Annotated in this window: 18 protein-coding genes; 9 read left to right on the top strand and 9 right to left on the bottom strand. The window is 39.1% G+C overall.

The window, feature by feature from the left end:
- Window positions 1-64 precede the first annotated feature (64 nt).
- The 6 genes from ubiG to tyrP all read left to right on the top strand — a co-directional run bounded on the left by ubiG (window position 65) and on the right by tyrP (window position 6643).
- Entirely contained in the window at window positions 65-802 is a 738-nt protein-coding gene (gene ubiG, locus AACQ49_RS17665) for a bifunctional 2-polyprenyl-6-hydroxyphenol methylase/3-demethylubiquinol 3-O-methyltransferase UbiG (protein WP_004243650.1), read from the top strand.
- A gap of 361 nt (window positions 803-1163) precedes the next feature.
- Complete coding sequence (nrdA, locus tag AACQ49_RS17670) at window positions 1164-3455, top strand: class 1a ribonucleoside-diphosphate reductase subunit alpha (protein ID WP_004243653.1); 2292 nt, start codon at window positions 1164-1166, stop codon at window positions 3453-3455.
- 11 nt (window positions 3456-3466) lie between these two features.
- Window positions 3467-4597 (top strand): class Ia ribonucleoside-diphosphate reductase subunit beta, encoded by a 1131-nt coding sequence (nrdB, locus tag AACQ49_RS17675; protein ID WP_004248376.1) that lies wholly within the window; start codon window positions 3467-3469, stop codon window positions 4595-4597.
- 24 nt (window positions 4598-4621) lie between these two features.
- Window positions 4622-4900: a class I ribonucleotide reductase maintenance protein YfaE gene (gene yfaE, locus AACQ49_RS17680; protein WP_004248377.1), complete on the top strand. Its 279-nt coding sequence runs from the start codon at window positions 4622-4624 to the stop codon at window positions 4898-4900.
- A 107-nt stretch (window positions 4901-5007) separates the two neighbouring features.
- A complete protein-coding gene (locus AACQ49_RS17685) occupies window positions 5008-5241 on the top strand; it encodes a YgdI/YgdR family lipoprotein (protein WP_004243656.1) in 234 nt (77 codons plus the stop codon).
- A 190-nt stretch (window positions 5242-5431) separates the two neighbouring features.
- Complete coding sequence (tyrP, locus tag AACQ49_RS17690) at window positions 5432-6643, top strand: tyrosine transporter TyrP (RefSeq protein WP_004248379.1); 1212 nt, start codon at window positions 5432-5434, stop codon at window positions 6641-6643.
- Between the two features lie 104 nt (window positions 6644-6747).
- On the opposite strand, the gene AACQ49_RS17695 is transcribed toward tyrP, so the two are convergent.
- Window positions 6748-7290 carry a YfaZ family outer membrane protein gene (locus AACQ49_RS17695; protein ID WP_004248380.1) on the bottom strand — a complete coding sequence of 181 codons (543 nt, stop codon included), beginning with the start codon at window positions 7288-7290 and terminating at the stop codon, window positions 6748-6750.
- Window positions 7291-7572: 282 nt separating this feature from the next.
- On the opposite strand from AACQ49_RS17695, the gene AACQ49_RS17700 reads away from it, so the two are divergent.
- Window positions 7573-9027 carry a catalase gene (locus AACQ49_RS17700; RefSeq protein ID WP_004248382.1) on the top strand — a complete coding sequence of 485 codons (1455 nt, stop codon included), beginning with the start codon at window positions 7573-7575 and terminating at the stop codon, window positions 9025-9027.
- A gap of 95 nt (window positions 9028-9122) precedes the next feature.
- Here AACQ49_RS17700 and menE read toward each other — a convergent pair whose 3' ends face one another.
- The 6 genes from menE to AACQ49_RS17730 all read right to left on the bottom strand — a co-directional run bounded on the left by menE (window position 9123) and on the right by AACQ49_RS17730 (window position 16482).
- The gene (menE, locus tag AACQ49_RS17705; protein ID WP_129623435.1) at window positions 9123-10547 is read right to left on the bottom strand and encodes an o-succinylbenzoate--CoA ligase; all 1425 of its coding nucleotides are present in this window, start codon (window positions 10545-10547) and stop codon (window positions 9123-9125) included.
- Entirely contained in the window at window positions 10535-11506 is a 972-nt protein-coding gene (menC, locus tag AACQ49_RS17710) for an o-succinylbenzoate synthase (RefSeq protein WP_004243667.1), read from the bottom strand. Before menC ends, menE begins: the two co-directional genes overlap by 13 nt.
- The gene (gene menB, locus AACQ49_RS17715; protein WP_004243669.1) at window positions 11506-12363 is read right to left on the bottom strand and encodes a 1,4-dihydroxy-2-naphthoyl-CoA synthase; all 858 of its coding nucleotides are present in this window, start codon (window positions 12361-12363) and stop codon (window positions 11506-11508) included. The genes menC and menB overlap by 1 nt, the downstream gene beginning before the upstream one ends.
- Before the next feature lie 12 nt (window positions 12364-12375).
- Complete coding sequence (menH, locus tag AACQ49_RS17720) at window positions 12376-13143, bottom strand: 2-succinyl-6-hydroxy-2,4-cyclohexadiene-1-carboxylate synthase (RefSeq protein WP_004243671.1); 768 nt, start codon at window positions 13141-13143, stop codon at window positions 12376-12378.
- Window positions 13127-14812, bottom strand: coding sequence for a 2-succinyl-5-enolpyruvyl-6-hydroxy-3-cyclohexene-1-carboxylic-acid synthase (gene menD, locus AACQ49_RS17725; RefSeq protein WP_004243672.1), 1686 nt, complete (start codon window positions 14810-14812; stop codon window positions 13127-13129). Before menD ends, menH begins: the two co-directional genes overlap by 17 nt.
- A 341-nt stretch (window positions 14813-15153) precedes the next feature.
- Window positions 15154-16482, bottom strand: a complete 1329-nt coding sequence (locus AACQ49_RS17730; RefSeq protein ID WP_049217634.1) for an isochorismate synthase — start codon at window positions 16480-16482, stop codon at window positions 15154-15156.
- Window positions 16483-16693: 211 nt separating this feature from the next.
- Between AACQ49_RS17730 and AACQ49_RS17735 the strand changes: the two genes are divergently transcribed.
- The gene (locus AACQ49_RS17735) at window positions 16694-17905 is read left to right on the top strand and encodes an alpha-xenorhabdolysin family binary toxin subunit A (protein WP_004243675.1); all 1212 of its coding nucleotides are present in this window, start codon (window positions 16694-16696) and stop codon (window positions 17903-17905) included.
- 14 nt (window positions 17906-17919) lie between these two features.
- Entirely contained in the window at window positions 17920-18927 is a 1008-nt protein-coding gene (locus AACQ49_RS17740) for an alpha-xenorhabdolysin family binary toxin subunit B (protein ID WP_004243678.1), read from the top strand.
- 364 nt (window positions 18928-19291) lie between these two features.
- Here the strand turns inward: AACQ49_RS17740 and nuoN are convergent, their stop codons facing one another.
- Window positions 19292-20761: an NADH-quinone oxidoreductase subunit NuoN gene (gene nuoN / locus AACQ49_RS17745; RefSeq protein ID WP_012368100.1), complete on the bottom strand. Its 1470-nt coding sequence runs from the start codon at window positions 20759-20761 to the stop codon at window positions 19292-19294.
- A 6-nt stretch (window positions 20762-20767) separates the two neighbouring features.
- The gene (gene nuoM / locus AACQ49_RS17750) at window positions 20768-22297 is read right to left on the bottom strand and encodes an NADH-quinone oxidoreductase subunit M (protein ID WP_161779197.1); all 1530 of its coding nucleotides are present in this window, start codon (window positions 22295-22297) and stop codon (window positions 20768-20770) included.
- Window positions 22298-22307: the final 10 nt, after the last annotated feature.

The raw sequence follows: 22307 nt of genomic DNA on the forward strand, positions 1-22307 counted from the left end.
TCGATTTCGCTCTCTAACATTGGTAGAATCATCGGTAATATGAAAATAGGAGTAATACTTTCTGATGAATGATAAAACAACCTCTTTGCATGCTAACGTAGATCAGCATGAAATCGACAAATTTGAGAGTGTCGCATCAAGATGGTGGGATCTTGAAGGTGAATTTAAACCCCTACATCGCATCAATCCACTAAGACTTAATTATATCCAAGAACGTGCTGATGGCTTATTTGGTAAAAAAGTACTCGATGTTGGGTGTGGTGGCGGTATTTTATCTGAAAGTATGGCCCGTGTTGGTGCAGAAGTAACCGGACTCGATATGGGGAAAGAGCCATTAGAGGTCGCACGTCTCCATTCACTGGAAACCGGTATTCCTGTCACCTATATACAAGATACCGTTGAAAACCATGCCGCAGAATATCCACAACGCTATGATGTGGTCACTTGTATGGAGATGTTAGAACACGTTCCAGACCCTTCCTCCATTGTAAGATCATGTGCCAAACTGGTGAAACCAGGTGGACATGTATTCTTTTCTACCATCAACCGTAATAAAAAAGCGTGGTTTATGCTGGTGGTAGGCGCGGAGTATATTCTGAATATGGTTCCTAAAGGCACCCATGATGCGAATAAATTTATTCGTCCCTCAGAATTATTAAGCTGGGTCGATGAAACCAATTTACGTAGCAAAAATATGATTGGGTTACATTACAATCCTATTACAGACAAATTCCGATTAGCGCCAAATGTTGATGTTAATTACATGGTGCACACTCAAGCGACCGATAATTCGGATTTGTGAAATAGAGAGATTGATTTGGTTTAATAAAACATCAAACGATCACATTTTTAAAAATTGACTTTGCCTCTTTTTGGCGTCGTTTTAAGTTTCTGACTGCCTGTATTTATGCAGGGTACAGGCAGTTGTTAAAAAAATTATCCCCTATTTATCCACAGAAACATTCAGATTTGTACACTTGATCAATCCCTCAATTACCATTATCTTGTTATCACCATTTGAACAAACCCCTATATATTGTGTTTCCTTAAATTTCACACCACAAGACTCCTTGGCAATGTTTGTCATCGGGAGCGCTTTTTTGCGGTATAAAATTTCAGGTTGCCCATTTATAGGTCATTAAAGCCAGAAAGGTGCATCGCTCATGAATCACAGCCTGCTCGTCACAAAACGTGATGGTCATAAAGAACGCATTGACTTAGACAAAATTCACCGTGTTATTACTTGGGCCGCTGAAGGTCTAGAAAATGTCTCTGTTTCTCAAGTTGAGTTACGTTCTCAGATTCAGTTTTATGATGGTATCAAAACTGCCGATATCCATGAAACACTGGTTAAAGCTGCTGCAGACTTAATATCTGGTGAAACACCTGATTATCAGTATCTTGCTGCTCGTCTTGCTGTCTTTAATTTACGTAAAAAAGCCTATGGTCAATTTGAGCCACCGGCATTGTATGATCACGTTAAACATTTAGTTGAACTCGGTAAATATGACCGTCATCTTCTCGAAGATTACACCAAAGAAGAGTTCGAACAGATGGATAAGTTTATTGTTCATCAACGTGATATGAATTTCTCTTATGCAGCAGTGAAACAGCTAGAAGGTAAATATTTTGTTCAAAACCGTATTACCGGTGATATTTACGAAAGTGCACAATTTCTCTATGTGTTAGTTGCCGCTTGCCTATTTTCGCGTTATCCAAAAGAGACGCGTATGGATTATATTGAGCGCTTTTATAACGCGGTATCCACATTTAAAATCTCACTCCCAACACCTATTATGGCGGGTGTAAGAACTCCGACACGTCAATTTAGCTCCTGTGTTCTGATTGAGTGTGATGATAGCCTTGATTCTATCAATGCGACCTCAAGTGCTATTGTTAAATATGTATCTCAACGTGCAGGCATTGGGATTAATGCCGGTCGTATTCGTGCATTAGGTAGTGCTATTCGTAATGGTGAAGCATTCCACACGGGTTGTATCCCATTCTATAAGCACTTCCAAACGGCGGTAAAATCTTGTTCACAAGGTGGGGTACGTGGTGGTGCAGCAACGCTATTTTATCCTTTATGGCATTTAGAAGTTGAAAGCCTACTGGTATTAAAAAATAACCGTGGTGTTGAAGATAACCGTGTACGCCATCTCGATTATGGTGTGCAGTTAAACAAATTAATGTATGAACGTTTAATCAAAGGTCAGGATATTACATTATTTAGCCCGTCTGATGTGCCGGGTCTCTATGATGCATTCTTTGCTGATCAAGACGAATTTGAACGTTTATATGTACAATATGAGAAAGATAAGAGTATTCGCCAAAAACAAGTTAAAGCGGTTGAATTATTCTCACTCATGATGCAAGAGCGTGCCTCTACAGGTCGTATCTATATTCAAAATGTTGACCACTGTAATACACACAGTCCGTTTGATCCGGCGATTGCACCTATCCGTCAATCAAACTTATGTTTAGAAATAGCACTACCAACCAAACCATTAAATGATATTAAAGATCCAAATGGTGAAATTGCCCTGTGTACACTTTCGGCCTTTAATCTTGGGGCGATTGAAAATCTAGACGATTTAGAAGAGCTAGCACGTTTAGCCGTTCGCGCGTTAGATGCTTTGTTAGATTACCAAGATTATCCAATTTTAGCAGCTAAACAAGGTGCTATGGGTCGTCGTACACTGGGTATTGGTGTGATCAACTTTGCTTATTATCTGGCTAAACACGGTGTTCGCTACTCAGATGGTAGTGCAAACAACTTAACACACCGTGCCTTTGAAGCTATTCAATACTATTTATTAAAAGCATCAAATGAATTAGCAAAAGAGCAAGGGGCATGCCCATGGTTTAATGAAACCACCTATGCAGAAGGTATCTTACCTATTGATACTTATAAAAAATCATTAGATGTACTGACTAATGAACCTCTGCATTATGACTGGGAAAGCTTACGCAAAGAGATCAAACAATACGGTTTACGTAACTCAACGCTCTCTGCATTGATGCCATCAGAAACATCATCACAAATATCAAATGCAACCAATGGTATCGAGCCACCTCGTGGTTATATCAGTATTAAAGCTTCTAAAGATGGCATCTTACGTCAAGTGGTTCCAGAGTATGAGCGCCTAAAAGGGGCTTATGAATTACTGTGGCAAATGCCAAGTATCGAAGGTTATTTGCAGTTAGTCGGTATTATGCAAAAGTTTGTCGACCAAGCGATTTCTGCCAACACTAACTACGATCCTACTCGTTTCCCTAGTGGTAAGGTTCCTATGAACCAGCTGCTAAAAGATTTGCTGCTCGCCTATAAATATGGTGTGAAAACACTCTATTATCACAATACCCGTGATGGTGCAGAAGATGTACAAGGTGATCTGGAAGAAGTCGTTGAAACGGCAGATTCAGATTGTGAAGGCGGCGCGTGTAAAATTTAATTGAGGAAGCTATGTCTTATACCACTTTTTCACAAGTTAGAAATGATCAGCTTCAGGAGCCCATGTTTTTTGGGCAACCTGTTAACGTAGCGCGTTATGATCAGCAAAAGTACCCTATTTTTGAAAAACTAATTGAAAAGCAACTCTCTTTCTTCTGGCGTCCAGAAGAAGTTGATGTTTCTCGTGATCGTATTGACTACAATGCGCTTCCCGATCACGAAAAACACATTTTTATTAGTAATTTAAAATATCAAACTCTGCTTGATTCGATCCAAGGTAGAAGCCCTAACGTGGCATTTTTACCTTTAATTTCGATTCCAGAATTAGAAACTTGGGTAGAAACATGGTCGTTCTCTGAAACCATCCATTCACGCTCTTATACCCATATTATTCGTAATATCGTCAACGATCCGTCGGTCGTTTTTGATGATATTGTTGAAAATGAAGAGATTTTAAAACGTGCTCGTGATATCTCATCTTATTATGATGAGTTAATCAATTTAACTAACCTTTACCATATGTTTGGTGAAGGTACGCACCAAATAAAAGGTAAAACTGTTGAAGTTACTTTACGTAAGCTTAAAAAACAGCTTTACCTATGCTTAATGAGTGTTAATGCTTTAGAAGCGATTCGTTTCTATGTCAGCTTTGCCTGTTCATTTGCCTTTGCAGAGCGCGAACTGATGGAAGGTAACGCTAAAATCATTAAATTGATTGCCCGTGATGAAGCATTACACTTAACTGGCACACAGCATATGCTCAATTTACTGCGTTCAGGTCAAGATGATCCTGAAATGGCCGAAATTGCCGCAGAATGCGAACAAGAATGTTATGACCTATTTGTTGAAGCAGCAGAGCAAGAAAAAGAGTGGGCAGAATACCTATTCTCAGAAGGCTCTATGATCGGTTTAAATAAAGAGATCCTTTGCCAATATGTTGAATATATTACTAATATTCGTATGCAGGCAGTAGGACTTAAATTGCCGTTTAAAGCACGTTCAAACCCTATTCCATGGATTAATGCTTGGTTAGTATCTGATAATGTGCAAGTTGCACCACAAGAAGTTGAAGTAAGCTCATATCTAGTAGGTCAAATCGACTCACAAGTAGATACTGATGATTTAAGTAACTTCGAACTGTAAAACAGAGAACTAGCGCTATACATTATGGCATCTCATAAAGTGACCCTGCACCAGCAGGGTCTATCAACCGCATTAGAATTTAGCTCTGAAACGCATCCTTCCTTGTTGGATACGTTAGAGCGCAGCAAAATTCAAATCGAATATCAATGCCGAGAAGGTTATTGTGGCTCTTGCCGATTACGCTTAGTAAAAGGCAAAGTATGTTATCGCAATGAGCCCTTGGCATTTATTCAAGCTGATGAAATTTTACCTTGTAGCTGTCACCCTGTGAGTGATATCGAAATCGAGATCTGCACAAAGTAAAACCATTGACTATAATGATCACTGTTTTCTTATATTGTTCTTTTTCTAACACAAATGCGTATTTTTAACTAAAGTTAAATAACAGAGTTATAAAAAGGATCGTTACTATGAAACTAAAAACTATTTTACCGATTTGTGCCGCCTCTTTCTCTTTACTGCTATTAGCAGGTTGTTCATCGCCACAAAAAATTGAAACCGTCGATGGGCAAACTATTTTGACCACAGATAAACCTCAAGAAGATGAGTCTACCGGATTAATTATTTATAAAGATGCTGAAACCGGTGCAATCAAACAAATTAATCGTGATCAAATAAGAAGAATGGTTGAGCTTGATGATTAATTAATCTTTTTTTGTCATTCAACAACCAAAGACATGTTAAATAGCGCCAACATTTTGTTGGCGTTTTTTTATATCCCCTTTATTTTGTAAACAAAACATTACACCTATCGTAATTAAAATTTGACAGAAATTTACCATTCTTATACCCTACTTTTAACTAGGTAAAATAGTTTGGAAAAACGAGGACTTTGTGAAAAATCGCACTATAGGCAGTGTATTTATTGTTGCAGGAACAACAATTGGTGCAGGAATGTTGGCAATGCCACTTGCTGCTGTGGGTATTGGCTTTAGTACCATGGTGTTATTGCTGGTGGGCTTATGGCTATTAATGAGTTACACCGCGCTTTTATTAGTGGAAGTCTATCAATACAACGATCCCCATACAGGCCTTGGCTCTATTGCGAAACGTTATCTGGGTATTGGAGGACAAGTCGTTACAGGTTTAGCTTTGCTACTTCTTATGTATGCTTTAACAACGGCTTATATCAGTGGTGCGGGTGAATTATTAGCTTCGACTTTATCTTCTTGGATTGGTCATAAGATAACCATCACACAAGGTATCATTATCTTTACAGTTATTGGTGGTGCGGTAGTCGGTATTGGTACCACTTCTGTGGATATGATTAACCGCTTACTCTTTACAGCAAAAGTTATTTTCTTAATTTTTATGCTGGTAGTCATGTTACCCCATGTGGAAAAAGTCAACTTAACCTCTATGCCTATCGCTCAGGGACTCGTTCTTTCTGCGATCCCGGTTATTTTTACCTCTTTTGGTTTCCACGGTAGTGTACCCAGTATTGTCAGTTACATGGATGGCAATATCAAAAAACTACGCCTCATATTTATCGTAGGTAGCGCAATCCCTCTTATTGCTTATATTTTATGGCAATTAGCAACATTAGGAGCTATTCCTACCACCACCTTTATGGGGATTTTAGCCCAAGAATCTGGCTTAAATGGTCTACTCACCGCTATCCGTGATGTGGTTGCTACACCGCGAGTCAATATTGCTGTCAACCTTTTCGCTGCCCTTGCACTCGCCACCTCTTTCTTAGGCGTAGCATTAGGGTTATTTGATTATCTAGCTGATTTGTTTAAACGCAGTAATCGCGCATCTGGTCGTTTTCAATCTGGTTTATTAACCTTTGTTCCACCGCTATTCTGTGCGTTATTTTTCCCTAACTTTGTGCAAGCCTTAGCCTATGCCGCAATTGCTTTATCTATTCTCGCACTATTATTACCAGCACTACTGGTATGGAAAGTAAGACAGCAAAAGCAGACTACAGAGCATTATAAAGTTAAAGGCGGTAAGCCAGCCTTAGCCATTGTATTTATCTGCGGGTTAGTGGTGATTGGTATTCAAATAGCGATTACCTTTAATATATTGCCACAAGTGGGTTAATCACCATTAGCTGATAAAAATCAAATAAAAAGCAGGTGTTAATTGTAACACCTGCTAAAAATAAATAACTAAACGGGAAAAACCTAATGTTCCCGTTATTGATATTAGAAACTTAAACCAGCTCCTACATAGAAACCATCAGCAAGTTTATTGTTACTGTGATTATGCGCGTTTTCAATTTCAATCACCCGATAACCCGCATTAACATGAAGTGGTTTAAATACCGTGTATTTAGCACCAACATCAGCTTCATAATAGGATTTACTTCCTGAGGTTAATCCTTCCGGCGAAGCGTAAGCTTCACCATAAACACTCAGTGAAGGTAAAACACGCCAATTAAGTCCAACACCACCAGCTAATGCCGCGCCGTCATCACCATTTTTGGGGGAGAGGTAAAGTGCTTTACCACCAACGCTTGCTGAGAATGGGCCAAGAGGTAACGCAAATTTTGCACCTAAACTACCTAATTGACCATCGTGATCACTACGTGCCCAATTACCGTTAAAAGAAAGTCCAGAATCGGCATCACCTAAACCTGCTTGTACATCGGTATAATGTTTACCCGCTTGCACATTCATCGATATGGCATTGGCATTAGCAGAAATAAGTAATGCGCTCATTGCTCCTAATAATAAAAACTTTTTCATTATGATTACCCCAGCAAATAATTTTCCCAACTTATAATTATACAGCAAATTTATTAAACAATTTTACTGAGAATTGAAAGTCAATGTTTAGATTTTTCAATCTATGTAAATAAGTTACATCTATCAATACTATCGGTCTAATGGGTTTTATTAATAATTTTAATCTTGCTAAAGTGGAATTACAGTAAAAATTAACCATAATAAATATAAGGCTGTTCGCTTCGTTTTATTCACCCATACTATTTTTTAATGTTCACTATTCCACAAATTGGAGAAGATGTGATGGAAAAGAAAAAGCTCACAACGGCGGCTGGTGCACCAGTTGTAGATAATAATAATGTAATAACAGCAGGACCTCGTGGCCCAATGTTACTACAAGATGTCTGGTTTTTAGAAAAACTCGCCCATTTTGATCGTGAAGTTATTCCTGAAAGACGTATGCACGCAAAAGGCTCTGGTGCCTTTGGTACATTTACGGTCACTCACGATATTACGAAATATACTCGAGCTAAAATTTTCTCTGAAGTGGGTAAAAAAACAGAAATGTTTGCTCGTTTTTCAACAGTGGCGGGTGAACGTGGTGCAGCTGATGCTGAGCGCGATATTCGTGGATTTGCCTTAAAATTTTATACAGAAGAAGGTAACTGGGATATGGTGGGTAATAATACTCCTGTATTCTATCTACGTGATCCCCTTAAATTCCCTGATCTTAACCATATCGTAAAACGTGACCCTCGCACTAATATGCGTAATATGGCTTATAAATGGGATTTCTTTTCTCATTTACCAGAATCTCTACACCAATTAACTATCGATATGAGCGATCGTGGTTTACCTTTAAGCTATCGCTTTGTGCATGGTTTTGGTAGCCATACTTATAGCTTTATCAATAAAGATAATGAACGTTTCTGGGTTAAATTCCATTTCCGTTGCCAACAAGGCATCAAGAACTTAATGGATGATGAAGCGGAAGCTCTAGTAGGTAAAGATAGAGAAAGCTCTCAGCGTGATCTTTTTGAAGCCATTGAACGTGGTGATTATCCGCGTTGGAAGTTACAAATTCAGATCATGCCAGAAAAAGAGGCATCAACCGTGCCTTATAACCCATTTGATTTAACCAAAGTTTGGCCACATGCTGATTATCCACTCATGGATGTCGGTTACTTTGAGTTAAACCGTAATCCAGATAACTACTTCTCTGATGTTGAACAAGCTGCATTTAGCCCTGCGAATATTGTTCCAGGTATTAGCTTCTCACCAGATAAGATGTTACAAGGTCGTCTATTCTCTTATGGTGATGCGCATCGTTACCGTTTAGGCGTTAACCATCATCAAATCCCTGTTAATGCCCCAAAATGCCCATTCCATAATTATCATCGTGATGGTGCTATGCGTGTTGATGGTAATAGTGGTAATGGTATTACTTATGAGCCAAATAGTGGTGGTGTGTTCCAAGAGCAACCTGACTTTAAAGAGCCACCACTTTCTATTGAAGGTGCAGCCGATCACTGGAACCATCGTGAAGATGAAGATTATTTCAGCCAACCTCGTGCACTGTATGAGCTATTAAGCGATGACGAGCATCAACGTATGTTTGCGCGTATTGCGGGCGAATTATCACAAGCAAGTAAAGAAACACAACAACGCCAAATCGACTTATTTACCAAAGTTCATCCTGAATATGGCGCTGGTGTTGAAAAAGCGATTAAAGTGTTAGAAGGGAAAGACGCTAAATAACCTGATAACAAGAAGCCCTGTGAGCAACTCGGCAAAATAATAAGGCGCCTGTAGTTTGGGCGCCTTTCTTAAAGTCGTTCGATAAAATCGCAATATCAATTTACTTGTTGCCCTTTCACCCACTGTTGCACTTGTTTACGAGAGATTTTGATCCCTCCACTCTTTAGCTGTTCTGGTAATAGTAAACAAGCGATGGGACGTTGAAAGCCTGCTAAACGCGTATGATACCATTGTGGTAATTGATTAATTGTCTCAATATCAGTATCAACAACAGCAACGGGACGTTGACCAAATTCAATATCGTCAATCGGGACAATAAATGTTTGGCGAACATTCGGGTGACTATTTAGCACCTTTTCAATATCTTCTGGCTGTATACCTTCACCCGCACTAAAAAACAGATTATCTAATCGCCCTAAAATGCACCATTCCCCCTCTTTAAAACAACCTCTATCCCGTGTTGCATACCAATCATCCTGAGTCTGTGATAACGGCTTTAATTGACCATCAAACCAATATCCTAATGCAACACTATCAGATTTGATCTGGATTTCATTATCCACTAATCTGACCGCTTTACCCTTTAATGGCGTACCAACTCCCGCTTTACCATCTGCGCGTTTTGCACAAACAGTAGAGGCCATTTCAGTCATGCCATAACCACACCAACACTGAATACCTTTATTTTCGGCGCATTGGGTTAATTCAGTTGGGATCATCGCTCCCCCTAATAAAACCGCTTTTAATGTGATGGGCTGCGAACTATCCTGTTGTGTATTTTGTAATAAACGCCAAAGTTGCGTTGGCACTAAAGAAGCATGAGTACAGCCTTGCAAAGCAGCAATAAAGGGGTGCATATTACGCACTACCAAGGTAGCGCCTCGTAATAACCAACGCCAAAGAATTCCTTGCCCAGATACATGAAAGAGAGGTAAAGACAATAACCAACTGTCGCTTTTTTCAAAGGGTATCAATTCAAGAACACCTTCTGCACTACAAAGATGAGCTTGAAAAGTATGCACAGCGGCTTTAGGTAGACCTGATGATCCAGAGGTTAAGATCAGTGTTGCCATACGAGAAGATGCCCATGCGACACCTACCATGTTATTTTTATCTTGATGTGATTTATTATTGAATTCGACACCAGAAAGATCGAGTAACCTCGCATCTAACTCAAGTGTTGATCCACTTAAATCAGCATAAAAATCGATGTTTAAATGGGGTAATAAATCATCAAGTAGAGACTTAGGGAGCTGAGGATCTAACGGTAATACTTTTGCACCGCATTGAAAAACAGCAAGTAGCGTAAAAACAACATGGATATGATTTTTACCACGTAGCAACACGGTACTTTTAGTATTAACACCCTGTTTCGCTAAATGGTTCGCCAATTGATTAATATGACAACTTAATTGTTGCCATGTTATAGGTGAATCACCAAATATGATGGCCGTTTCATTTGGGTTAAGCTGCGCCCAGTGATGCCACGGCCATTGTGTAAAATTAACTACTGTTGCCATACTGTCTTAAGCTGTTCAAGCGTGATAAGCGGAATATCTACATCTGGCCAACAACGAATAAGTTGTTGTTTGATAAGATCAACGGTATCTAAACCGGGAATAGAATCTGGCGTTAACCACTGAGCCACTCTTGCCAGTTGTGTCAATCCAAAGCTACTTTCAATACTCGAGCTAATAATCGCCTCTAGACCTAAAGCATGCGCTTGTTCAACGATAGATTGGCAACGAGCAAGACTTCCTACTAGCGTAGGCTTGATAACAATCGCCGTAACACCCTCTTGAGCTTTCACTTCAAAACCTTCATCACGCACAGTCTCATCCCAAGCAATATTGATACCTGTTGCTTGTGAAAAGGCGAGTGACTCTTCTGGGGTTTTGCATGGCTCTTCTAAAAATGCAATACGGTCGCGCCATTGTGGGTTCACGTACTTGGCAAAACCTTCTGCTTTAGCTGGCGTCCAACTGCGATTGGCATCAAGCCTTAGTTTTAAGTCGGGGATTGCCTCTAGTAATAAGTTGACGACAATACCATCTCGTACCGCTTCATACAGACCGACCTTAACTTTAGCAACTTTCTCCCCACTCATTTCATTAAGACTTAAAATTAAGTCATCAGGATCACCGTTGCATAAAGGTGCGGCACGATAATTGGCTTCTTCTGGTAAAGTGCCTTCAAGCTCTGCTAATGCGCAACTAATACCAAAAGCGACACTTGGCAATTCACTGTCAGTAGGATTTTCACCTAGACACCAAGCTGCTAGCCAAGATTGTGCGGCATCTTGTGCTTGTTCTAACGTTTCATGGCTAAACTCAGGAAGAGGTGAAATTTCACCCCAACCTTGTTTGCCATTTTGCTCTAAACAGACAAGAAAACCATCACGCGTTTTTAATCTTTGGTAGCGCAGAACAACACCTGCCTCCATTGGCAGGCTGAATGAATAGAGTTTGGCGTTTCGCATTATGGGTTACGTTTAAATTTAGTGAAATCAGGATGACGTTTTTCATTAAAAGCATTACGTCCTTCTTGACCTTCATCTGTCATATAAAACAGCATGGTTGCATTACCAGCCAATTCTTGCAGACCCGCTTGACCATCACAGTCAGCATTTAATGCTGCTTTCAAGCAACGTAGTGCCATTGGGCTATTTTCTAGCATTTCACGACACCAACGTACCGTTTCTTTTTCAAGAGAAGCATAAGGAACAACGGTATTTACCAATCCCATATCTAATGCTTCTTGCGCATTATATTGGCGGCATAAGAACCAGATTTCGCGAGCTTTCTTCTGCCCGACAATACGTGCCATATAAGAAGCACCCCATCCACCATCAAATGAGCCTACTTTAGGACCAGTTTGACCAAAAATGGCATTGTCTGCAGCAATGGTTAAATCACACATCATATGTAAGACATGACCACCACCAATGGAGTAGCCAGCCACCATAGCAACAACAGGTTTAGGACAAGTACGAATTTGGCGTTGGAAATCTAATACGTTTAAGTGGTGAGTGCCACTTTCATCACGGTATCCACCGTAGTCACCACGGATCTTTTGGTCACCACCGGCACAAAACGCTTTTTCGCCAGCACCAGTAAGAATAATAGTCCCAATTGAGTCATCGTAACGTGCATCGGCTAATGCTTGGATCATCTCTTTCACAGTCAAAGGACGGAAAGCATTACGCACTTGCGGGCGGTTAATCGTAATTTTGGCAATGCCATCGACAGATTTGTGGTAGAGGATATCTTCAAAACCTTCAGAACAATCCTGCCATTCAATCGGTGCATATAGCTTTTCTTCGCTCGGATAAAGCATAATTAGGTTCCTTTAACCAAAGAGGGATAATACATGGTTTATCACCGCAGCATAAGCATCAGGCTGTGCCTGATGGGCATTATGACCAGCTTGCGGGATAGTCGTTAATGGCAGCGAATATTGCTGCGCTATTGATTGAAATTTTTTATCTTGCTCACCACACAACCAAATAAAGGGTAAGGTGAGTTGTTGTAATTCTGCAACTAACCAAGGCTGATGGCCTAAAGAGAGTGTTTCTAAACTTTCCGCAATACAAAAACCTGCATTACTACTGCGTTTTTCAACTAATAACTGACGCATTTCATCGCTTAAATCAGCAAATACAGGCTGTTGATACCATTGCGTTAATACATCATTAATAGGTTCATTGCGAAAACGCGCGGCCCAACGTTTATCATGTGCAATACGGTTTTGTCTTTCTATTGCATCATATAAACCTGGGTTTCCCCCTTCAACAATCAATCCCATTAATCCCGATGTTTCACCAAAACATGCGTGATACATCGCAATTCTGCCACCTAAAGAGTAACCAATCAGCCAGTAATGATTAATATCGTATTCTTTTAAAGTGTCATGGAGTAATGCACTCATCTCGACAAAATTATTTACCCCAATAGAGGCAGAGTTACCATGACGGGGCAAATCAATCACGAGTGAGGGATATTCATGGCAAGCCTTAATGACGGTCTCCCACTCATGACTGTCTCCTAATAGTCCATGCAACCAAACTAACCATGGCCCTTCGTTATGCGTGTTATATTGCCTACAAGCTAAAGTCATAAGCGGTTACCTGTTTTACCAACTGATTTAAGGTTTCAGCACCCTCAGTTTCATTGACAATCAATTCAATTAATGTTGTTTTGGCTTCCCCCTGCCAACATGCAGTCACTGTAGTAAACAGATCATCCCAACAGTTTGGTGCAACATAATCTAAACCAAACATGGCAGCAGCATGTTTAAAATTTAAAGCATGGGGCATACAGTAAAAACGCTCCCGCTCTGCCATAGGCGTCGGTAACATAGAGAATATCTGCCCACCATTGTTATTGACGATAATCACCACATTTGGGGCATAGACTTGTTGATGTAGTGCCAAACTATTTAAATCATATAATGCCGATAAATCACCCAAGATAGTTAACGTCGGTTTTTGAGTGGCTCGATGAACACCTGCTGAGGTTGAAAGTAATCCATCAATGCCACTAGCACCACGATTACTCATAACAGGATAGCCCTGTGGCAATTGTGCAAAAGCATCAATTAAGCGCACAATTAAACTATTGCCAACAAAAAGCTGCCCATTGTGAGGAAGTAAATGATCTAACTGATGAGCAACTTGTGCTTCACCAAAATAGTCTGTTACTTCAGTAACATGTTGATAAGTTTGTGTAGCAATATGACTTAATGACAACGCCCAAGGTAAATTATCAATAGCAGGATGTGCCGTTAACCATTGACTCGGGGATAAGGTAAACTTCTCCCCTTGATGATGCCCCGGATCTAAACGTCCCGGAATAGCATCAATCACCCAATACATTTGCGGTGAGCAATTCGCTTGCCATTGTAATAAGCGTTTGCCTGTTAAACTGGAGCCAAATTGGATCACTATTTCTGCTTGGTTTAATTCAGCCTTAACTTGTGGATTATTTAGCCATAAGTCAGCACAAGGTAGTGGTTGTCCTGTTTGTGATAACACATCACCTAACAGAGGCCATCCCAATTGTGAGGCCCATTTGGCAACGGCAATCCCCTCTTTCGCACTGATACGTCCAGCAATAACTACCCCTTTTTTCTGACGTAGTCGATCCCATTGAGGGTGTGTAGTCACAGAGGGAGAAAGCGTTTCTTGTAACCAAGGTTTATCACTTTGCCACCACTTTCCTAATGCTTGTGTCCATGGTGTGTCATGCTCTATATCATCACCATATAATGGCTCTGCAAAAGGGCAGTTTACATGCAAAGCACCATGCACAAGATTATTCATGGCATTATCTAATGTAGAAACCAGCCAACGAGCAGGAATATCTGCTGTAGGGCGTGGTAAAGAGAGTGTTTCTGAGGGATGGCTGGCAAAAATACCTTGTTGGCGTATAGCCTGATTGGCGCCACAATTAATTAGTTCAGGCGGTCTATCTGCCGTGAGAAAGATCACCCGTTCACCAGTAAGTCCCGCTTCAATTAAAGCGGGGTATAAGTTTGCCACTGCGGTACCTGAGGTGACAATCACAGCAACAGGCTGTTGGGTGGCTTTCGCCAAACCTAATGCTAAGTGACCTAAACCACGCTCATCGAAATGCGTATGACAAATAAGTTTATGATTGGCGGCTGCCGCAAGCGTTAAAGGCGTTGAACGTGATCCGGGTGCGATACAGATATGACGTAAACCATGACGAGTCAAAGTTTCCAGTATAACTTTAGCCCATTGGCGATTAAACGAACTATTAGACATTGATCATCCCAATAACGAAAACCTGCAATGACTATTATAATATCTGTTCCTAAATACTTTTCCTTAGCCTAGTTCAATGAACAGAAGTTTTCGTTAAATAAATCGTGAAAAAGAACTCTGATAAGAGTGTATTATTTAAGCTAAAGTACTTATCTTTTTAGGCTTAATTTTTATCGTTAACAAAAAGATAGAAATAACACTAGCTAGCACAAGAATAACATTAATTTATTAACAAGATGCAGTGACGAGTTGAAAGTAGCACTAAATGGCATCCTAATCAGTACTACTTATCAACACCCAGTTTATATATTATGAGAGCCACTGGATAAACTGCAAAGAATTCAACACTCTTTTTCTAATAAAGTGCGCAAACCTGCTGCTTTATTTTCAATTTCAGCCCACTCTTGCAAAGGATCAGATCCCGCAACCACCCCTGCGCCCGCATAAAGCGTTAATGCATCATCATGCAATTCACCGCAACGCAGGCTAACCGCAAATTCGGCATGAGGCAAAGACAAATAGCCCGCAGAGCCAGCATACCAACGGCGTTCAAAAGGTTCATGTTGACGAATAAAAGTGCGCGCAATAGAGCGCGGTAAGCCACAAACAGCCGCGGTAGGTTGTAAACGCTGTAAACAATCCACATCATCAGCATGGATAAGTTTACCGTGGATATAGCGACGCAGATGTTGCACTTTACGTAAGCGGATCACATCTGCTGACGACACATCAATCCCTTCTATCCCACCTTGTAATCGCTGACAAATATCATCAACTACCACCAGATTTTCATGTTGATTTTTTTTATCGTTCATTAGCCAATCAGCAAATGCTCTGGCCTGTTGTTCATTATCAGAACTTGCCACAGTGCCCGCCAACGCTTCGGTATAAAGCACAAATTCATCGCGTTTATACAATCTTTCTGGTGATGAGCCCATAAAAGCATCAGTAGGTGAAAAAGCCAGCATATAATGATAGCAATGATGATTAACATCTCGACTTGCTTTCATAAATTGAATAGCTTTTAACGGATTATCTAAGCTTAAGCAGGTTGCCCGTGCAGGTACTACTTTTTCAAATACGCCTTGATTGATTTCATCTAAAGCAATATTAAGATAGTCAGTCCATTGCTGTTGCGTTAACGAGTGCTCTACAGATGTTACTTTGACAGATAAAGGTGCAATATTCAGTGCATTTTTAAGTGAGCGAATAAAAGCAAGCGCACTTTGCTTATCTTCTTCTGCCAATAAATTAATATGGATCGACAGTTGTTGCTGACGTCTTATTTCAATACGAGGTAAAAAAAGGTAAGCATCATCCCCCCTTTCTTTATCAATACGCCCTGGAATAATGGTATCCCACGCGTTTAATCCCCAAATACGCACATCATCAGCATGCAATGAATGCCGATGTGTTGCTAAAAATCGATGAGCATCACGGATATGATTAAAGCACTTAACTTGTCCACAAACGGCTACTTCTTCGCTTTCATCACGATGTTGCCAATAAAATTGCGGGTAATACGTTTGTGCTGCTAGCCATGAAAGTAAGGAAAATGACACCTCTGATGGCAAGATAACTTTCAAATGTAAAAGATCATCTTGTGCTGTCAGATTTATATTTTTAACTTTTTCGTACAGTGTCGAAAACACAGGATTAACCTTTTCCACTCTAAATACCTACTACTAATGAAAAGAAAGATTATACGTCTCTATAAGAATTATCAAAGTGCTGATTAATTATAACCTTTGTCATTTATCAAACTTTTGTTGTTTTCATGTTACAAAGGAGAAGCATTGACCAGATAATCGCAAATGGAAAACAGATCACTTCTAAATTATGCCTTAATCATAACAAATAATTATACATAAGAGAGGTTATATGGATACAACCACCCTTGATCATATAGATAAAGTGATTGAACAATACCAACTTCCCGAAGTCACTCTTAGCTTAATTCTAGGTAAAAATATCGATCATGGACGTAGTGCGGGTATTTTTACACCTTATGATCTTAATAAAATCAAATCTTATATTGATAAAGTATTAAAATTACCTTATCAAAAAGACACTATTATTGAATTATTAGGCTACGAAGATATTAACATTTCCCAAATATCAGCTGAAACTATTCAAACCCTCTTCTTAAATATGAGAACACATGCCTTTGAATGGCAAAAAATTGAATACTCAGTAAAACAGCAAGCTATTGATTTAGAGATCACCGGTAGAGAAATCACGAGTACAGGTGAGCAACTATTGGCATTTATTAATAAAATGCCAATTATAAAAAAAATAAATAGGAAAATTGAAGATATCACACCAGAAGAACTCAGTTCAATAAAATATTCAACACAAGATAAAAAAGTGTCTAAGCAACTTGTTGCCATTTTAGAAAGCATGAAAAATGATATTAATGAGCAATATAATAATACCTTAAAAATAAAAAACATGATTTATGATTTTAGAATAGAAATTGTGGGAGGTGAAAATAGTAAAGGTAATATATGTCATTCAATTTATTATGATATCATTAATAAAAAGAAATATATTAATGATTTTTTTGATAATAGTGATGACTCACTAAATGAACAGAGAATTTTATTAGAAAATGAAATTGAAATATTAAAAAAAGAGTATCAACACTTCGTGAAACTCGCCTTTACGGGGTTAGCATTCGGTATTATTGGTGTGATCATTACTGGAGGGATCTTTGGTTCAAAAGCTGAAAAAATCCGTAAAAAAAGAAATGAAACAATAGAGAAACTACATAATATCAATAAAGGAATAAAACAACAATCAACTATTTCTGAGTGTTTACAACGTTTTCAAGTCGATTTAGACGAAATAGAACAATATATTGAAGATGCTGATATGTCTGTGGAGCATCTTCTTTATATGTGGCAAACAATTTTAACTGAAATTAATGCTTCATTAATTAATTTTAAAAAAATTGATAATGCAATGGAGTTAATTAGATTTAGTATTTATTTAGAAAAAATCATTGCACCTTGGTATATGGTGGTCGGTTACTCAAAGGAAATGATGGCGGTATTTGATGAAGCTTTATCCTCTTTTTATTCATCTAAATAACAAAAGGAAATGTTATGAATAGCGTAACTTCACAATTACAGGAATTTGATTGCAATCAATTTTTCCATACTATTAAATCAATTAGAAAAATAACTTCTGAACTATTTGAACATGATAATATCTTAAATCATAATCTTATTACCATATCAATAAACAATAATAAAATTTACGATGAAATAATTATTTTCTCTATTCTGCTAAAAAGCCGGCTAAACCAGAAATTGTTAACAGGGATATTTAAAAATATTAATGAAATTAATCATGCAATGGCTGATAGAGAGTTGACACAGCAATTATCAGAAAAACTGCTCCAAGAGAAAATGTTTATTGAGCAGTTATTTAAAGATGAATTAACTGAATCTATAGAAATTATAGAAAAGCACATCAGTTTTATTAATGATAAAAAACAGCTCTTAACAACCACCACTATTATTAGTGAAATAGATAAATTAATTAGAAATAAAGAAGAAATATCTATTGAAATCAATGAGAAAATAGCCAAGCAAAAGTTATCGATTAATGAAATTAAAGAACAACTCGATATAATTACTAAAAGTGAAGATATTATTTATAATAAAAATATCCTCGATTTTTTTACCTCTCACCTGCCAAGTAAACAGACAATTTCTAAACTGCAGTTGGCTTCTTCAGAAAAAGATATTCTCTCTGTTTTTATCGATCTGCTAAAGCAATTTTTTACCCATCTGGAGAAAGGGTTTTCTTACCAAAAACTGGTAGAGACACGTCATACTCTTATTGATAACTATTTGATACAGATAAAAAATCTAACCAAACTAGAACAGAAAAAACAAGCTCTCTTATTTACCCTAAGTCGTTATTATGCAGTCACAGAAATCAATCAATATATTGATATGTTAAATCAACAATTATCGCTATTAGAGCAGTATTGGCATACATTAATAGAGCAACTGATACAATTAAAACGCAATCTTTCCGAGGCAAAAACCGTGCTCTCACCTCATCTTGTATTCCTTAATCACTTTTCACACCATTATCAATAATATTTTCACTAGCCAGACATCATAACCCCCTTAAAACAGGGGGTATGATTGGTATAGTAGATATAGAACCGTTCAATATAATCTGGTGCATTCACTCGGTATAAGCAACAACATCATAAATAAATTCAAAGTCCATAATGGTATCGACTTTATGAATAAGGTCATCTTCAGGAACAAGTTTATCAAGGGGGATTGTTGCGAACAAAAATTGCTGGGGGAAGGTATTCTTTTAACATATCGGTTAGCTCACTATTTGTACTAACCTGAGTAGATCAAACTTCTAACTAAAAGCGAGGACTTTTCCGTAGTTTGAAGAGCCTGATAAAATATCAGGCTCTTTATCATAACAACGGGCAGATAAAAATTAATTTATCGCAGGTGCAATGATTGCAAAACGTGTCAGCTCAATCAATGGTTGTGGCCATACACCTAATACAATCACGATAATGGCGCAAACTAAAGTAATTAATGTTGCCATATTTTGTGATGTGGTCGTAACCGCTGGTGCATTATCGTTATCTGGTTTGCGTAAGAAAACGATAGCTGCAGCACGTAGATAGTAGAATAAACCTATCGCACTACCTAACACTACCATGCCTGTTAACCACCACAAACTTGAATCAATACCAGCAAGAATAACATACAGTTTACCAATAAAGCCTAATGTTATTGGCACCCCTGCCAGTGATAGCATCATTAATGACATCACGACGGCAGCAACAGGACGACGCCAGAAAAGCCCACGATAATCTTCAAGAGACTCTAATTCACCTTTATTGTACGGGCTAGAAGCCACAGCAATCGCACCAAATGCACCTAAACTTGCAAAGAGATAACCTGCTAAATAAATCTCAGCGGTTTCTTGTGCCAGTATAGGGCTATATTGCAAGACAATTAATGCAACCAGTAAATAACCAAGGTGAGAGACAGAAGAGTAACCGAGTAAACGTTTTACGTTCTTCTGAGTCAGCGCCATGATATTACCAAACAGGATAGAGGCAATAGCCATAAAGCCTAAGATCATGCGTAATGTTTCGCTATCCGCCGCCGGTGCTTCAAGGAATAAGCGCATCACTACCGCAAATATACCAATCTTGCTCGCTGTCGCTAAAAATGCACCTGTTGGTGCTGGTGCACCTTGGTATACATCCGGTGTCCATAATTGGAATGGGAATAAAGAGAGCTTAAAACCAATTCCCACTAACATCATGCCTAACCCAGCAAGTACTAATGGTTTATGGATATTGCTATCACTTAAACTTTGCCCCATCGCCGTAAAGGAGAGATTTCCTGCTTCAGCATAAAGTAGTGCCATACCAAATAACAAGAAAGAAGAGGCCGCCGCAGAAAGCAGCATATATTTAATGCTCGCTTCCAGTGAAGGACGTTGTTGGAAAGCATAACCAATCAGACCAAATAACGGCAATGTTAGTAACTCAATACCAATAAACATTGACGCCAAGTGGTGCGCAGAAGAGAGTAAAATACCGCCAATGACAGCAATCGCCACCAGCATATAAAACTCTTCTTTATTATCTTGATAGCCTTCCAACCAAGGATAAGCAAAAGCAACCGTACCTAAACCAGCAATAATAGTTAATGCCGTGAAAAAGCTGGAATAACCATCTACATGGTAGAGGGTGGTCACATCAACTACGCCTAATGCATTAACGTAGTAAAGTGATCCGAGAGCGATGATAAAACCAGTTGCTGTCAAGGTGGCAATAGTAAAGTGATCGCGTCGCCACGCAATGGACAGCATCACAACCACCACCGTCAAGATGACGACTAACAGCGGTAGCATTGCGATCAATTGTTCAGGAGTTATTGTCATGGCGAATTACAGCCTTACTGTTGAAAGAGAAGCGGAATACCAAGTCTGGAGATTTTCCATTGCTGATATCGAAGTATCTAATACTGGTTGTGGGAAGAAGCCCAAAATAACCAATAAAACCACCAAGATAAACAGGATCAAAAATTCTCTCAGATTTAACCCTTTATAGGTTCTTTCTGCTGTTTTCGGTGAACCATAGTAAGCCTGTTGCATCATCCACAAAGCGTAGACAGAAGCAAAAACTAACCCAAAGACCGAAATAATAGTGATCAGCTTAAAGTGGCCATAAGTACCAAATAGGATCATAAACTCACCAACAAAGTTACCTGTTCCTGGTATACCTAAAGAGGCAACCGCAAAGAACAGTGAAAATGCTGGTAAGAAACGGATACTTTTCCACAATCCACCCATTTGATTCATATCACGCGTACCTAAACGCTCATACAGCATGCCACACATGATAAACAGACCGGCAGCAGACAAACCATTGGTGATCATTTGAATAATTGCACCTTGGTAAGCCAAAACAGAGCCAGCATAAATCGCAATCACGATAAAGCCCATGTGAGAAATACTACTGTAAGCGGCCAGACGTTTAATATCCGTTTGACGGAATGCTAACAGTGCAGCGTAGAATACGGTGATTAAGCCTAGCCACATCGCAACAGGTGCCAGTAATGCAGACGCTTCTGGGAATAACGGTAAGTTAAAACGTAATAAACCGTAAGCGGCTGTTTTTAGCAAAATACCTGATAAGTCAACAGAGCCCGCCGTTGGTGCTTCTGCATGTGCATCAGCTAGCCAGCCATGAACGGGGACAATTGGCATTTTTACTGCGAATGCAGCAAAGAAGCCAAGCATCAGAATAAATTGCAGTTCACTACCTAATAAGGTGTGCGCTTGTAGTAAGGTGTCATAATTAAACGTCCAAATACCTGTTTTGCTGTAAAAAGCGACAGCTAAACCGATAATGGCCAGCAACATTAACAGGCCACTCGCCTGTGTATAAATAAAGAACTTAGTTGCTGCACTAACATGTTTTTCATCGCTACTTCCTTTATGTCCCCAAAGAGAGATAAGGAAATACATTGGGATCAACATCATTTCCCAAAAGAAGAAGAATAAGAACAAGTCAGTCGCTAAGAATACCCCCATAACACCTGCTAAGATCCACAGCAGGTTGAAATGGAAAGCCCCTTGTGATGGTTGATTTTCGCTCCATGAAGAGAGCACCGCTAAAATACCTAAAATAGCAGTTAATACCACCATCAATAATGACATGCCATCAAGTGCAAACTGAATATTAATCCCCAAAGCAGGGATCCACGGTACAAAGTAAAACTCTGTCCAGCGAGGTGCACCATCAACACTAATCAGTTGATAGTCACCTTGCAACCACAGTTGCACAGAAATAACGAGTGTTAATCCCATCGTCAGCAACGCAACCCAGCGAGGAACTTGCGAGCCGATTCGTTCAGCCTGCCAACTTAGCAGGCCACCGATGAAGGGAATAAGTATTAGCCAGGGTAATAGCATGGCGCAATGT

Source organism: Proteus sp. G2675 (genome assembly GCF_963886535.1).
In the GTDB taxonomy this organism is placed as follows: Bacteria; Pseudomonadota; Gammaproteobacteria; order Enterobacterales; family Enterobacteriaceae; genus Proteus; species Proteus mirabilis.

What these genes read in the sequence shown, in the direction of transcription:
- AACQ49_RS17735 (WP_004243675.1), top strand. Translation starts at nt 16,694, where the DNA reads ATGGATACAACCACCCTTGATCATATAGATAAAGTGATTGAACAATAC.
- menB (WP_004243669.1), bottom strand. Translation starts at nt 12,363, where the DNA reads ATGCTTTATCCGAGCGAAGAAAAGCTATATGCACCGATTGAATGGCAG.
- nuoN (WP_012368100.1), bottom strand. Translation starts at nt 20,761, where the DNA reads ATGACAATAACTCCTGAACAATTGATCGCAATGCTACCGCTGTTAGTC.
- nrdA (WP_004243653.1), top strand. Translation starts at nt 1,164, where the DNA reads ATGAATCACAGCCTGCTCGTCACAAAACGTGATGGTCATAAAGAACGC.
- nuoM (WP_161779197.1), bottom strand. Translation starts at nt 22,297, where the DNA reads ATGCTATTACCCTGGCTAATACTTATTCCCTTCATCGGTGGCCTGCTA.
- AACQ49_RS17685 (WP_004243656.1), top strand. Translation starts at nt 5,008, where the DNA reads ATGAAACTAAAAACTATTTTACCGATTTGTGCCGCCTCTTTCTCTTTA.
- menD (WP_004243672.1), bottom strand. Translation starts at nt 14,812, where the DNA reads ATGTCTAATAGTTCGTTTAATCGCCAATGGGCTAAAGTTATACTGGAA.
- menC (WP_004243667.1), bottom strand. Translation starts at nt 11,506, where the DNA reads ATGCGAAACGCCAAACTCTATTCATTCAGCCTGCCAATGGAGGCAGGT.
- menH (WP_004243671.1), bottom strand. Translation starts at nt 13,143, where the DNA reads ATGACTTTAGCTTGTAGGCAATATAACACGCATAACGAAGGGCCATGG.
- ubiG (WP_004243650.1), top strand. Translation starts at nt 65, where the DNA reads ATGAATGATAAAACAACCTCTTTGCATGCTAACGTAGATCAGCATGAA.
- yfaE (WP_004248377.1), top strand. Translation starts at nt 4,622, where the DNA reads ATGGCATCTCATAAAGTGACCCTGCACCAGCAGGGTCTATCAACCGCA.
- menE (WP_129623435.1), bottom strand. Translation starts at nt 10,547, where the DNA reads ATGGCAACAGTAGTTAATTTTACACAATGGCCGTGGCATCACTGGGCG.
- AACQ49_RS17700 (WP_004248382.1), top strand. Translation starts at nt 7,573, where the DNA reads ATGGAAAAGAAAAAGCTCACAACGGCGGCTGGTGCACCAGTTGTAGAT.
- AACQ49_RS17695 (WP_004248380.1), bottom strand. Translation starts at nt 7,290, where the DNA reads ATGAAAAAGTTTTTATTATTAGGAGCAATGAGCGCATTACTTATTTCT.
- AACQ49_RS17740 (WP_004243678.1), top strand. Translation starts at nt 17,920, where the DNA reads ATGAATAGCGTAACTTCACAATTACAGGAATTTGATTGCAATCAATTT.
- nrdB (WP_004248376.1), top strand. Translation starts at nt 3,467, where the DNA reads ATGTCTTATACCACTTTTTCACAAGTTAGAAATGATCAGCTTCAGGAG.